Source organism: Mycobacterium sp. 852002-30065_SCH5024008, from assembly GCF_001665645.1.
GTDB lineage: Bacteria > Actinomycetota > Actinomycetes > Mycobacteriales > Mycobacteriaceae > Mycobacterium > Mycobacterium paraffinicum.
The window spans coordinates 49,002-61,448 of the sequence record NZ_LZSZ01000023.1 but is presented as its reverse complement, the minus strand read 5'-3'; the positions used below and the strand labels follow the sequence as shown (position 1 = coordinate 61,448).

Sequence of the window (12,447 nt, the reverse complement as noted above, 5' to 3'; positions counted from 1 at the left end):
GGTGAATCCACGGGTTCGGGGCGGGGCATGGCTGGCGCGCACCAGGTCATCGTGCCAGATCGGGCGTGCCGCTTTCGCGCGTTCGCCCGGGCGCGCCCTCGAGCCGGCGGTCACAGCGGCAGCTTGCGGCCCAGGATCGCGAATGCCCGTGGATCCCCTGCGAAGTGATAGCCGCGGATGACGTCGGTGAAGCCCAGCCGCCGGTACAACCGCCAGGCCCGGTTCGGCTCACCGTTGGTCTCCGGCGTGGACAGCAGGACATTCTCTTCGGCCCGGCCGGCCAGGAGCCGCCGGGCCAGCGCCTCGCCGAGCCCGCGACCCTGCGCGCGGGGATGGATGTGCAGCTCGGTCAACTCGAAGTAGCTGCTCATCAGGCCGGCGATCTGCTGGGGCGGCAGGCCGCCGCGTTGCAGGCCGAGGACGACCTGCTGCTGCCACCACTGCCCGGGCGCCCCCGGGTAGCCGTACGCCACGCCGAGTAACGGTGCATTGCTCAGTTCGGCCGCCTGCGGGATCGGGGCGTCCGCGTCGTCGCCCACCTCGGCATCCACGACGCCCACCCCTTGCCACCCGCGCCGGCGGATGTGCTCGAGCCACATGGCCGCGCGCTGGTTTTCCGTGCCCCGCGGGTACCGCATCGCGTCGACGTACACCTTCAGGGCGTCACCGAGGCGGCGCTCCATATCGGTGGGCGGCAGATCGATGAGGAATATCGCCAAGTTGCGGTTTCCTCCTCATCCTGTGCTCCGGCGCTTCGGCTTCGCGCGGCCGCTCGGCCCGGGCCGTCATCGCCATTATCGGACCCGGGAGAGGTTGTTCGGCGAGCGGCCGCGGCAACGATCCCACGGGCGACCGCGGGTGGGGAAGCCGGTTGTAGCGCACGGCCGTTCCGGTTCCCACGGGTGCCGAGCACCGGCCAGGATAGAATCGCCACCGAACCAGTGGTAAGGCGCAGATTGACCTCGTATCATTTCAATTAGTTGCCCCCACAACGGGCATCCGCGTGCTATCGATAGTTACGCGTCAGACTGTCGGCAAGGAGGGACGAATGCCACTCTCCGATCATGAGCAGCGGATGCTCGATCAGATCGAGAGCGCTCTCTACGCCGAAGACCCCAAATTCGCGTCGAGCGTCCGCGGCGGAGGGTTCCGTGCACCCACCGCGCGCCGGCGCCTGCAGGGCGCGGCGTTGTTCGTCATCGGTCTGGCGATGCTGGTTTCGGGGGTGGCGTTCAAGGCCACCATGATCGGAAACTTCCCGATTCTCAGTGTTTTCGGGTTCATCGTGATGTTCGGCGGAGTGGTATTCGCCATCACCGGCCCGCGGTTGTCCGGCCGGCCCGACCACCCCGGATCGGCGCCCGGGTCGCTCCGCCAGCGCCGTAACAAGGGCGGTGGTGGCTCGTTCACCAGTCGGATGGAAGACCGGTTCCGCCGTCGCTTCGACGACTAGCGGCATCGCCGACGCATAAGGGGTAGCCATCGGCTGCCCCTTTCTTTTGCATTTCTGCTGCCGCACCGGCCGCGCCGCCATGGTCACAGACGCACCCGGGCTGACCGGTGATCGGCGGGCCGCCGATGCCGTTTTGACGCCGGATCGAGCCCTAACCGAGCTTCGGCCCAGGTTGTGGGCCCCACCGGCCCCCACGCAGTCCCCCCACTAGGCCCCACCCGTGCCTTCACGCCGCTCTGACGTGCCGTTTTGTACCACCCGCCGCGGAGCCGGGCGTGACTCCCTAGGCCACCAGATGACGGCATGCGCAGCTGGGAGTGGCGGATAACCTGGAAAAGTCCGCCACGACACTTCAACAATGGGGCGAAGTGGGGGATTGTGGGGTATGGTGGCTGCAGTGTTTGGGTGACCCCGAGGGGGAGGTGAGCTGGTGTTTCTCGGCACCTACACGCCCAAACTCGACGACAAGGGGCGGCTGACGTTGCCCGCCAAATTCCGTGACGCGCTGGCAGGGGGGTTGATGGTCACCAAGAGCCAAGACCACAGCCTCGCCGTCTACCCGCGGGGCGAATTCGAGCAGCTCGCACGCCGGGCGAGCAAGGCCTCGCGGAGCAACCCCGACGCCCGGGCCTTCCTGCGCAACCTCGCCGCCGGCACCGACGAGCAGCATCCCGACGCGCAGGGGCGCATCACGCTGTCGGCCGACCACCGTCGCTACGCGAACCTCTCCAAGGATTGTGTGGTGATCGGAGCGGTCGATTACCTCGAGATCTGGGACGCGCAAGCCTGGCAGGACTACCAGCAGACCCACGAAGAGAACTTCTCCGCGGCCAGCGATGAAGCACTCGGCGACATCATCTGAGGCGCATGCCCGTGCAACGTGGCCTCTGCCCGAACCGACCCTGGCGTACTTCCCCAACGCCAGGTTCGTGCCTTCGGACAGGGACCTCGATGCAGGGGCATCTCGCCCGACCCGGGGAGGTGTTGCGGTGGTTGAGGATTCACCGGACTTCGGGCATGTGCCCGTCCTACTGCATCGCTGCGTCGAGCTGCTCACTCCCGCGCTGACCCGTCACGACGCCGACGGTTCGGGCGCAGTCCTTCTCGACGCCACCCTCGGCGCGGGCGGGCATGCCGAACGGTTCCTCACCGACCTGCCGGGGTTGCGGCTGATCGGACTCGACCGCGATCCCAGCGCGCTGGACATCGCCCGGGCCCGGCTGGCGCGATTCGCCGACCGGGTCACGCTGGTGCACACCCGCTACGACGGCCTCGCCGCGGCGCTGACCGAATCCGGTTACGCCACAGCCGGATCGGTCGACGGGATGTTGTTCGACCTGGGCGTGTCATCCATGCAGCTCGACCGAACCGAGCGCGGCTTCGCGTACGCCCAGGACGCGCCGCTGGACATGCGGATGGATCCGGAGTCGCCGTTGACGGCGGCCGACATCGTCAACACCTACGACGAAGCCGGGCTGGCGGACATCCTGCACCGCTACGGCGAGGAGCGATTCGCGCGCCGGATCGCGGCACAGATCGTGCGCCGCCGCGCCCGCGCCCCCTTCACTTCGACCGCGGAATTGGTAGCCCTGCTGTATCAAGCGATCCCGGCCCCGGCCCGGCGCACCGGTGGGCATCCGGCCAAACGGACCTTCCAGGCCCTGCGGATCGCCGTCAACGACGAACTGAACTCGTTGCGCAGCGCGATTCCGGCCGGGTTGGACGCGCTCACCGTCGGCGGGCGCATGGTGGTGCTGGCCTACCAATCGCTGGAAGACCGGATCGTCAAACGGTTGTTCGCCGACGCGGTGGCCTCCCGCACGCCGGTGGATCTGCCGGTCGAGCTTCCCGGCCACGAGCCGCGATTCCGGTCGCTGACGCATGGCGCCGAACGTGCGGACGCCGACGAGGTCGAACGCAATCCGCGCAGCGCCGCCGTGCGGCTGCGAGCCGTGCAACGAGTCAAGCAGTCAACCGGAAAGGGCGACGCATGAAAGCAAAGCGCGAGACGCCGAATCGCCGCGGCGGACGCGACGGTTCCGCCCGGCGGAGCCGGCGTTCGGCGGCCGATCCCGGTCCGGCGCGCCGCCCCCGGCCTGGACGCACCTCCGCGCCCACCCGTGAGAGCCGCGCGCCCAAGTCCGGACCGCACACCAGCCCGATCGCCCGGCCGGTCGAGCGGCCGGCGCGGCCCAAGAGCACGAGCCAGGCCAAGGCCCGAGCCAAGGCGCGGAAAGCCAAAGCCCCCAGAGTCGTTCGTCCTCGGCTGAGCGAACGTTTGGCGGCCCGGCTGGCCGCGATCGACCTGCGACCCCGCACCCTGGCAAGCAAGGTTCCGTTCGTCGTCTTGGTCATCGGTGCGCTTGGCCTGGGGCTGGGCCTCACGCTGTGGTTGTCCACGGATTCCGCCGAGCGCTCCTACAAGTTGAGTCACGCCCGCGAGAAGACGCGGCTGCTGCAACAGCAGAAGGAGGCGCTGGAACGCGATGTGCGCGAGGCGGAATCCGCCCCGGCGCTGGCGGAGGCGGCCCGCAAACAGGGCATGATCCCGACGCGAGACACCGCGCATCTGGTCCAGGACCCGTCCGGCAACTGGGTGGTGGTCGGGACGCCCAAGCCGGCTGACGGGGTGCCGCCGCCGCCGTTGAACAGCAAGCTCCCCGACCAGGGCCCGCCGCTGCCCCCGGCGCCGCCGGCGCCCGCCGCGGAGGTCCCGGTCCGGCTGCAGCCCGATCCCGCGGCGCCGCCCGCACCGGCGGGGTCCGGGCCCGAGGCGCTGCTACGCGCACCGGACGGGGCGTCGACACTGGGCGGCCAGCACCTGGCACCGGCCGGGCCTCAACTGCCGGCTGCGCCGGGTGTGCCGGTTGCGCCGGGTGTGCCGGTTGCGCCGGTCACCGGGCAGGCCCCGGTGCTGCCGGCGCCGGGGCTGCCCGCGCCGGCGGGACCCGCACTCGCTCCGGCGCCCGCCGAGGTGTCGATCCCGTTGGGCGGCTTGCCCATTCCACCGCCCGGGCAGCTGCCCGCGCCGCTACCCGCGGAGGTGCCGGTTCCGGTGCAGCGCGGGCCGGCCCCCGCGGCTCCCGTGGTCCCCCTCGCTCCGGTGCTCGGGCCGCAGCCCGTGGCGCCGGGCCCCGTCGCGACGCCAGGTGCGCCCCGGTGAGCCGCGGCGACTCCTCGCGCAACCGCCGGTCGCAGCCGACGCGCGGTCCCCGTAAGGCGCAGGAAGCCAAGGGGGTTCGCCAGCCCAAGCGGCGTGCGAAGCAGCAAGCCGAGGACGTCCGGGAGCCGAAGCGGTTCCGGAAGGCCAAGGAAGCCAAGGACGCCAAGAAGGCGCGCCCGGCCGACCGGCCGGACGCCGCCGCCACCGGGCACTCGGCGCGGGAGCGGCGCACCCGGCTGGTGCAGGCGGGCACCCGCGGCGCGTCGTTCGTCTTCCGGCATCGGGCCGGGAACGCCGCCATCGGGGCCTTGATCGTGGTGGCCGCGGTCCAGTTGTTCGTCCTGCAGGTGACCAACGCGCCGGCGCTGCGCGCCCAGGCCGCGGGCCAGCTCAAGGTCACCGACGTCGAAAAGGCGGTGCGCGGCAGCATCGTCGACCGCAACAAGGATCAGCTGGCTTTCACGACCGAATCGCGCGCGTTGACGTTCCAGCCCAAGAGGATTCGCAAGCAACTGGAAGAGGCCAAGAACAAGAACTCGGTGGCCCCCGATCCCCAGCAGCGCCTGCGAGATATCGCCAAGGAGGTCTCCACCCGGCTGGGCAACAAGCCGGACTCCGCGACCGTGCTGAAGAAGCTGCAAAGCGACGAGAACTTCGTCTACCTGGCGCGCGCCGTCGATCCGGCCGTCGCCAGCGCGATCTCCGACAAGTACCCCGAAGTCGGTTCGGAGCGACAGGATCTGCGCCAATATCCGGGCGGGTCGTTGGCGGCCAACATCGTCGGCGGCATCGACTGGGACGGGCACGGGCTGCTGGGGCTGGAGGAGTCCCTGGACTCGGTGCTGTCCGGAACCGACGGCTCGGTCACCTATGACCGCGGATCCGACGGCGTCGTCATCCCCGGCAGTTACCGCAACCGGCACCGGGCGGTAAACGGTTCGACGGTGCAGCTGACCCTCGACGACGACATCCAGTTCTACGTCCAGCAGCAGGTCCAGCAGGCGAAGAATCTCTCTGGCGCGCACAATGTCTCGGCGGTCGTGCTGGACTCGAAGACCGGCGAAGTGCTGGCCATGGCCAACGACAACACTTTTGACCCGTCGCAGGACATCGGGCGCCAGGGTGACAAGCAGCTGGGCAACCTGGCGGTGTCCTCGCCGTTCGAGCCGGGCTCGGTGAACAAGGTCATCACCGCGTCGTCGGTGATCGAGTACGGCCTGTCCAATCCCGATGAGGTGCTGCAGGTGCCCGGGTCGATCCAGATGGGCGGGGTGCCCATCCACGACGCGTGGGACCACGGCGTGATGCCCTACACAACCACCGGCGTGTTCGGAAAGTCTTCCAACGTCGGCACTTTGATGCTTGCGCAGCGCGTCGGACCGGAACGCTTCTACGACATGGTCCGCAAATTCGGTCTCGGGCAACGCACCAACGTGGGCCTGCCCGGTGAGAGCGCCGGGCTGGTGCCGCCCATCGACCAGTGGTCGGGCAGCACCTTCTCGAACCTGCCTATCGGGCAGGGCCTTTCGATGACGCTGTTGCAGATGGCCGGCATGTATCAGACCATCGCCAACGACGGGGTGCGGATACCGCCGCGGATCGTCAAGGCCACCATCGCGCCCGACGGCACCCGGACGGAAGAACCGCGTCCCGACGGCGTGCGGGTGGTTTCGGCGCAGACGGCCCAGACCGTCCGCAACATGCTGCGCGCCGTCGTGCAACGCGACCCGATGGGTTACCAGCAGGGCACCGGGTCGGCCGCCGCGGTGACGGGCTACCAGATGGCCGGCAAGACGGGTACCGCGCAGCAGATCAACCCGGCCTGCGGCTGCTACTTCGACAACGTCTACTGGATCACCTTCGCCGGCATGGCCACCGTCGACAACCCGCGTTACGTCATCGGCATCATGATGGACAACCCGGATCGCAACGCGGACGGTACGCCGGGCCACTCGGCGGCCCCGCTGTTCCACAACATCGCCGGCTGGCTCATGCAGCGCGAGAACGTGCCGCTGTCGCCCGACCCCGGTCCGCCGCTGACACTGCAGGCAACTTAGCGGCGATCGCGAGCGCGGCGTATGCCGGGCGCTGCGGGTCGCCGCCAGGCAACCCACGTCACCTCCCCGCACGGCGGGAACGCCTCATGGCCGATGCGCCTAGGTAGGGTGTCATGGCCGATCATGAGGATCACGCGGGTCTGCAGGGAGGTGTGAACAGGTGGTGCCGATGCCCACGGGGCTGCGGCCCAGCGCCGGTGCTGGCACGCGCCTGCCCGCACTGGCGGCCCAGGTCGGGGCGGTGCTCGCCGACCACGCCGCGGTGGTGCCCGACGTCGCGGTCACCGGCGTCACGCTGCGTGCCCAAGATGTGCGGCCCGGCGACCTGTTCGCCGCGCTGACCGGCGCGTCGACGCACGGGGCCCGCTACGCGGCCGAGGCGATCGAGCACGGCGCCGTCGCGGTCCTCACCGACGCCGCCGGGGTGGCGGAGATGGGTGCGTCGGCATCGGCCGTCCCGACGCTGGTGCACCCGGCGCCCCGCAACGTGCTCGGCGCCCTGGCCGCCACGGTCTACGGGCACCCGTCGGAGCGGACAACGGTGGTCGGGATCACCGGAACCTCCGGCAAGACCACCACGACGTATCTGGTCGAATCCGGGCTGCGCGCCGCCGGCCGGACGGCCGGGCTGATCGGCACGGTCGGCATCCGCATCGCCGGCGCGGACGTTCCGAGCGCGCTGACCACCCCGGAGGCCCCCGCGCTGCAGGCCATGTTCGCGGCGATGGCCGAGCGCGGGGTGGACACCGTCGTTATGGAGGTGTCCAGCCACGCGCTGGCGCTGGGCCGGGTGGACGGCACCGGGTTCGCGGTGGGCGCCTTCACCAATCTGTCCCGCGACCACCTCGACTTTCACCCCACCATGGCGGATTACTTCGAGGCCAAGGCGAAGCTGTTCGATCCGGCGTCGCCGCTGCGGGCCCGCCGGGTTGTGGTCTGCATCGACGACGACGCCGGGCGCGCGATGGCCGCCCGGGCCGGCGACGCGATCACCGTCAGCACCGCCGACCAGCCCGCGCATTGGCGCGCCATGGACGTGACCCCGTTGGGCGGCGGGGGACAGCAGTTCACCGCAATCGACCCCGCCGGCGTGCGCCATCGGGTCGGCATCCGGCTGCCGGGGCATTACAACATCGCGAATTGCCTTGTCGCGCTGGCGATTTTGGATGCGGTGGGCGTGTCTCCGGAGCAGGCTGCGCCGGGGCTGCTCGAGACCCGGGTGCCCGGCCGGATGCAAGACATCGACTGCGGCCAGGATTTCCTCGCGCTGGTCGACTACGCACACAAGCCGGGCGCGTTGCGGGCGGTGCTGACCACCCTGGCGCGTCCGGGGCGCCGGCTGGCGGTGGTGTTCGGCGCCGGCGGCGAGCGCGACCCGGGCAAGCGGGCGCCGATGGGCGCGACGGCGGCCGAGCTGGCCGACCTGGTCGTCGTCACCGACGACAACCCGCGCGGCGAGGACCCCGCCGCCATCCGCCGCCAGATCCTGGCCGGGGCGGCCGCCAGCGGCGGTGCGGCCGAGGTGGTCGAGATCGGCGACCGACGGGCGGCGATCGAACACGCGGTGGCCTGGGCCGGGCCGGGCGACGTGGTCCTGGTGGCGGGCAAAGGCCACGAAACGGGCCAGCGCGCGGCGGGGGAGGTCCGCCCCTTCGACGACCGGGTGGAGCTGGAACGAGCGCTGAAGGCGCGGCGATGATCGACCTGACCGTCGCGCAGATCGCCGACATCGTCGGCGGCACGCTGGCCGACATCTCGCCGCAGGCCGCCGCCGGGCTCCGCGTCACCGGCACCGTCGAATTCGACTCGCGCGCCGTCGGTCCCGGCGGCCTGTTCCTCGCGCTGCCGGGGGCCCATGCCGACGGGCATGACTACGCGAACGCGGCGGCGGCGGCCGGCGCGGTCGCCGTCCTGGCGGCCCGGCCGGTGGGGGTGCCCGCCATCGTCGTGCCTCCGGCACCGACGGCCCGCCGCGCCGACGGCGGCCTGGCCGGGGTGCTCGAACACGACACCGACGGCTCGGGCGCGGCGGTGCTGGCCGCGCTGGCCAAGCTGGCCCGGGCCGTGGCCGCGGAGCTGGTGGCGGGCGGGCTGACCATCGTCGGAATCACCGGCTCGTCGGGGAAGACGTCGACCAAAGACCTGGTGGCCGCCGTGCTCGAGCCGCTGGGCGAGGTGGTCGCGCCGCCCGGGTCGTTCAACAACGAGCTGGGACACCCCTGGACGGTGTTGCGCGCGACGCGCAGCACCGACTACCTGGTGCTCGAGATGTCGGCCCGCCATCCCGGCAATATCGCCGCGCTGGCCGAGATCGCCCCGCCGACGATCGGGGTGGTCCTCAACGTCGGGACCGCCCACCTCGGCGAGTTCGGCTCCCGGGAAGCCATCGCGCGTACCAAATCCGAACTGCCCCAATCTGTTCCGTCATCCGGAGTGGTCATCCTCAACGCCGACGACCCGATTGTGGCGGCGATGGCCGACCTCACCGAGGCGCGGGTGGTGCGGGTCAGCCGGTCCAGCCGCACCGATTCCGGTCCCAGCGACGTCTGGGCCGACGGAGTGTCGCTGGACGAACTGGCCAGGCCCCGCTTTACCCTGCACGCGATGGACAGCGCGGTCGAGGTGCGGCTGGGCGTGTACGGCGACCATCAGGTCGCCAACGCGCTGTGCGCCGCCGCCGTCGCGCTGCAATGCGGCGCCACCGTCGAGCAGGTCGCCGTCGCGCTGGCGCACGCCGGGCCGGTGTCGCGGCACCGGATGCACGTGACCACCCGCGGGGACGGGGTCACGGTGATCGACGACGCCTACAACGCCAACCCCGACTCGATGCGCGCCGGACTGCAGGCGCTGGCCTGGATCGCCCACGGCGCCGACGAAAAGCGCAGGAGCTGGGCGGTGCTGGGCGAAATGGCCGAGCTCGGCGAGGACGCGGTGGCCGAACACGATCGCATCGGCCGGCTGGCCGTGCGCTTAGATGTGTCTCGACTTGTCGTCGTGGGAAGTGGGAGGTCGATGAGCGCCATGCACCACGGAGCGGTCATGGAGGGCTCGTGGGGAGCTTCCGGTGATCGTGGGGCCGTCAACGTGGCCGATGCCGACGCCGCCCTCGCGTTGCTGCGGGCCGAAGTCCGGCCCGGCGACGTGATCCTGGTCAAGGCCTCCAACGCGGCCGGGCTGGGCGCGCTGGCCGACGCGCTGGCCGCAGACGACACCGAGAGCGGGACGGGCGCGTGAGGCAGATCCTGATCGCGGTGGCCGTCGCGCTCGCTGTGTCAATCCTGTTGACGCCGGCGCTGATTCGGTTGTTCACCCGGCAGGGCTTCGGCCATCACACCCGTGAGGACGGGCCGCCCAGCCATCACGCCAAGCGCGGCACGCCGTCGATGGGCGGGGTGGCGATCCTGGCCGGCATCTGGGCGGGATACCTCGGGACGCACCTGGCCGGGCTGGCCTTCGACGGCGAGGGCGTTACCGCGTCGGGTCTCCTGGTGCTGGGCCTGGCGACCGTGCTCGGTGGCGTCGGCTTCCTCGACGATCTGATCAAGGTTCGCCGGTCGCGCAATCTCGGGCTGAACAAGACGGCCAAGATCGTCGGGCAGGTAGCCGCCGCGGTGCTGTTCGGGGTGCTGGTTTTGCGGTTCCGCAATGGCAGCGGGTTGACACCGGCCAGCTCGGATTTGTCCTACGTGCGCGAGATCGCCACGGTCACTTTGGCTCCGGGGCTGTTCGTGTTGTTCTGCGTGGTGGTCGTCAGCGCCTGGTCAAACGCGGTCAACTTCACCGACGGCCTCGACGGGCTGGCCGCGGGGTGCATGGCGATGGTCACCGCCGCCTACGTGTTGATCACCTTCTGGCAGTACCGCAACGCCTGCGTCACCGCTCCGGGCCTGGGCTGCTACAACGTGCGTGACCCGCTGGACCTGGCGCTCGTCGCGGCCGCCACCGCGGGCGCCTGCATCGGCTTTTTGTGGTGGAATGCCGCTCCGGCAAAGATTTTCATGGGGGATACCGGATCACTGGCGCTGGGCGGCATCATCGCGGGCCTGTCGGTGACCAGCCGCACCGAGATCCTCGCCGTCGTGCTGGGGTCGCTATTCGTCGCCGAGGTCACTTCGGTGGTGCTGCAGATCCTGGCCTTCCGCACCACCGGGCGCCGGGTGTTCCGGATGGCGCCCTTCCACCACCACTTCGAGTTGGCCGGCTGGGCCGAAACCACGGTGATCATCCGCTTCTGGCTGCTCACGGCGATCACCTGCGGTCTGGGCGTGGCCCTTTTCTACGGTGAGTGGCTGGGCGCGATCGGTGCCTGACGTGCCCGGGCTCGAGCCCTTGGTGCCGGGCGCACCCGTGCTGGTGGCCGGCGGCGGCGTCACCGGCAAGGCGGTGCTGGCGGCCCTGGCCCGGTTCGGCGCGGCGCCGACCCTGTGCGACGACGACCCGGCCACGCTGCGGCGCTACGCCGAAGCCGGCGTGGCGACCGCGACCACGCCGGCGGCCACGCAAAGCGTTGCGGACTACGCGCTGGTGGTCACCAGCCCGGGATTTCGGCCGGACACACCGCTGCTGGTCGCCGCCGCGGCGGCGGGCGTGCCGGTCTGGGGCGACGTGGAATTGGCCTGGCGGTTCGACGCGGCGGGCCAGTACGGGCCCCCGCGGCGCTGGCTGGTGGTGACCGGCACGAACGGCAAGACCACCACGACGTCGATGCTGCACGCGATGTTGACCGCCGCGGGCCGGAGCAGCCTGTTGTGCGGCAATATCGGCGATCCGGTCCTCGATGTCCTCGACGCGCCCGCCGAGCTGCTGGCCGTCGAGCTGTCCAGCTTCCAGCTGCACTGGGCGCCCTCGGTGCGGCCCGAGGCGGGCGTCGTCCTCAACATCGCCGAAGACCACCTGGATTGGCACTCCACCATGGCCGAGTACGCGGCGGCCAAGGCGCGGGTGCTCGACGGCCGGGTGGCGGTCGTGGGGCTCGACGACGCCCGGGCGGCCGCGTTGCTGGATACCGCCGCGGCCCCGGTGCGCGTCGGCTTCCGGCTCGGCGAGCCGGCGACGGGCGAACTGGGCGTGCGCGACGGCCAACTCATCGACCGCGCCTTCGCCGACGACCTCGCGCTGCTGCCCGTCGAAACGATCCCCGTGCCGGGGCCCGTCGGCATCCTGGACGCGCTCGCCGCGGCGGCGCTGGCGCGCAGCGTCGGTGTGCCGGCCGGGGCGATCGCCGATGCGATCGCGTCCTTCCGGGTGGGCCGGCACCGGGCCGAGGTGGTCGCGGTCGCCGACGGGATCACCTACGTCGACGACTCGAAGGCCACCAACCCGCACGCCGCCGAGGCGTCCGTGCTGGCTTACCCCCGCGTGGTGTGGGTGGCCGGCGGTTTGCTCAAGGGCGCATCGGTGGACGCCGAGGTCGCCAAAATGGCCCCCCGGCTGGTCGGCGCGGTGCTCATCGGCCGAGATCGCGAAGAGGTTGCAGAGGCGTTATCGCGACACGCGCCGGATGTGCCCGTCGTCCAGGTTGTGACAGGCGAGGATGCTGATATGAATGCGACGGCTGTGGTTGTTGGTGCAGATGTGACAGAAGTGAAACCTTCGGGCGGGGATCTCGGCACTTCCGTCATGACCGCGGCGGTGGCCGCGGCCCGCGACCTGGCCCGGCCCGGCGACACGGTGTTGCTGGCGCCGGCCGGCGCGTCGTTCGACCAGTTCAGCGGGTATGCCGACCGTGGCGACGCCTTCGCTGCCGCCGTCCGCGCGGCCACCCGGTAGGCGGG

General features: G+C 71.0%; 10 protein-coding genes. 9 read left to right on the top strand and 1 reads right to left on the bottom strand.

Translation table 11 applies throughout. From position 1 onward, the window contains the following. Positions 1-110 precede the first annotated feature (110 nt). Positions 111-719: an N-acetyltransferase gene (locus A5781_RS02810; RefSeq protein ID WP_067200828.1), complete on the bottom strand. Its 609-nt coding sequence runs from the start codon at positions 717-719 to the stop codon at positions 111-113. Between the two features lie 329 nt (positions 720-1,048). Here A5781_RS02810 and A5781_RS02805 point away from each other — a divergent pair, with 329 nt between their 5' ends. From A5781_RS02805 to murD, 9 genes are all read left to right on the top strand, one after another. After that, positions 1,049-1,453: a DUF3040 domain-containing protein gene (locus tag A5781_RS02805; protein ID WP_066947030.1), complete on the top strand. Its 405-nt coding sequence runs from the start codon at positions 1,049-1,051 to the stop codon at positions 1,451-1,453. A gap of 430 nt (positions 1,454-1,883) precedes the next feature. Continuing rightward, positions 1,884-2,315, top strand: coding sequence for a division/cell wall cluster transcriptional repressor MraZ (mraZ, locus tag A5781_RS02800; protein WP_007170790.1), 432 nt, complete (start codon positions 1,884-1,886; stop codon positions 2,313-2,315). Next, on the top strand, positions 2,290-3,447 hold the full coding sequence (gene rsmH, locus A5781_RS02795; protein WP_156624323.1) for a 16S rRNA (cytosine(1402)-N(4))-methyltransferase RsmH: 1,158 nt from the start codon (positions 2,290-2,292) through the stop codon (positions 3,445-3,447). Before mraZ ends, rsmH begins: the two co-directional genes overlap by 26 nt. After that, positions 3,444-4,616 (top strand): hypothetical protein, encoded by a 1,173-nt coding sequence (locus tag A5781_RS02790; RefSeq protein WP_067200822.1) that lies wholly within the window; start codon positions 3,444-3,446, stop codon positions 4,614-4,616. The genes rsmH and A5781_RS02790 overlap by 4 nt, the downstream gene beginning before the upstream one ends. Continuing rightward, positions 4,613-6,673, top strand: coding sequence for a penicillin-binding protein 2 (locus A5781_RS02785; protein ID WP_067200819.1), 2,061 nt, complete (start codon positions 4,613-4,615; stop codon positions 6,671-6,673). The genes A5781_RS02790 and A5781_RS02785 overlap by 4 nt, the downstream gene beginning before the upstream one ends. A gap of 169 nt (positions 6,674-6,842) precedes the next feature. Further along, positions 6,843-8,372 carry a UDP-N-acetylmuramoyl-L-alanyl-D-glutamate--2,6-diaminopimelate ligase gene (locus A5781_RS02780; protein WP_067201043.1) on the top strand — a complete coding sequence of 510 codons (1,530 nt, stop codon included), beginning with the start codon at positions 6,843-6,845 and terminating at the stop codon, positions 8,370-8,372. Beyond that, complete coding sequence (gene murF, locus A5781_RS02775) at positions 8,369-9,907, top strand: UDP-N-acetylmuramoyl-tripeptide--D-alanyl-D-alanine ligase (RefSeq protein ID WP_067200816.1); 1,539 nt, start codon at positions 8,369-8,371, stop codon at positions 9,905-9,907. The genes A5781_RS02780 and murF overlap by 4 nt, the downstream gene beginning before the upstream one ends. After that, positions 9,904-10,983, top strand: coding sequence for a phospho-N-acetylmuramoyl-pentapeptide-transferase (gene mraY, locus A5781_RS02770; RefSeq protein WP_067200813.1), 1,080 nt, complete (start codon positions 9,904-9,906; stop codon positions 10,981-10,983). The genes murF and mraY overlap by 4 nt, the downstream gene beginning before the upstream one ends. Before the next feature lies 1 nt (position 10,984). Then, positions 10,985-12,442 carry a UDP-N-acetylmuramoyl-L-alanine--D-glutamate ligase gene (murD, locus tag A5781_RS02765; RefSeq protein ID WP_156624342.1) on the top strand — a complete coding sequence of 486 codons (1,458 nt, stop codon included), beginning with the start codon at positions 10,985-10,987 and terminating at the stop codon, positions 12,440-12,442. The last annotated feature ends 5 nt before the right edge of the window (positions 12,443-12,447 follow it).

What these genes read in the sequence shown, in the direction of transcription:
- A5781_RS02805 (WP_066947030.1), top strand. Translation starts at nt 1,049, where the DNA reads ATGCCACTCTCCGATCATGAGCAGCGGATGCTCGATCAGATCGAGAGC.
- rsmH (WP_156624323.1), top strand. Translation starts at nt 2,290, where the DNA reads ATGAAGCACTCGGCGACATCATCTGAGGCGCATGCCCGTGCAACGTGG.
- A5781_RS02790 (WP_067200822.1), top strand. Translation starts at nt 3,444, where the DNA reads ATGAAAGCAAAGCGCGAGACGCCGAATCGCCGCGGCGGACGCGACGGT.
- A5781_RS02780 (WP_067201043.1), top strand. Translation starts at nt 6,843, where the DNA reads ATGCCCACGGGGCTGCGGCCCAGCGCCGGTGCTGGCACGCGCCTGCCC.
- murF (WP_067200816.1), top strand. Translation starts at nt 8,369, where the DNA reads ATGATCGACCTGACCGTCGCGCAGATCGCCGACATCGTCGGCGGCACG.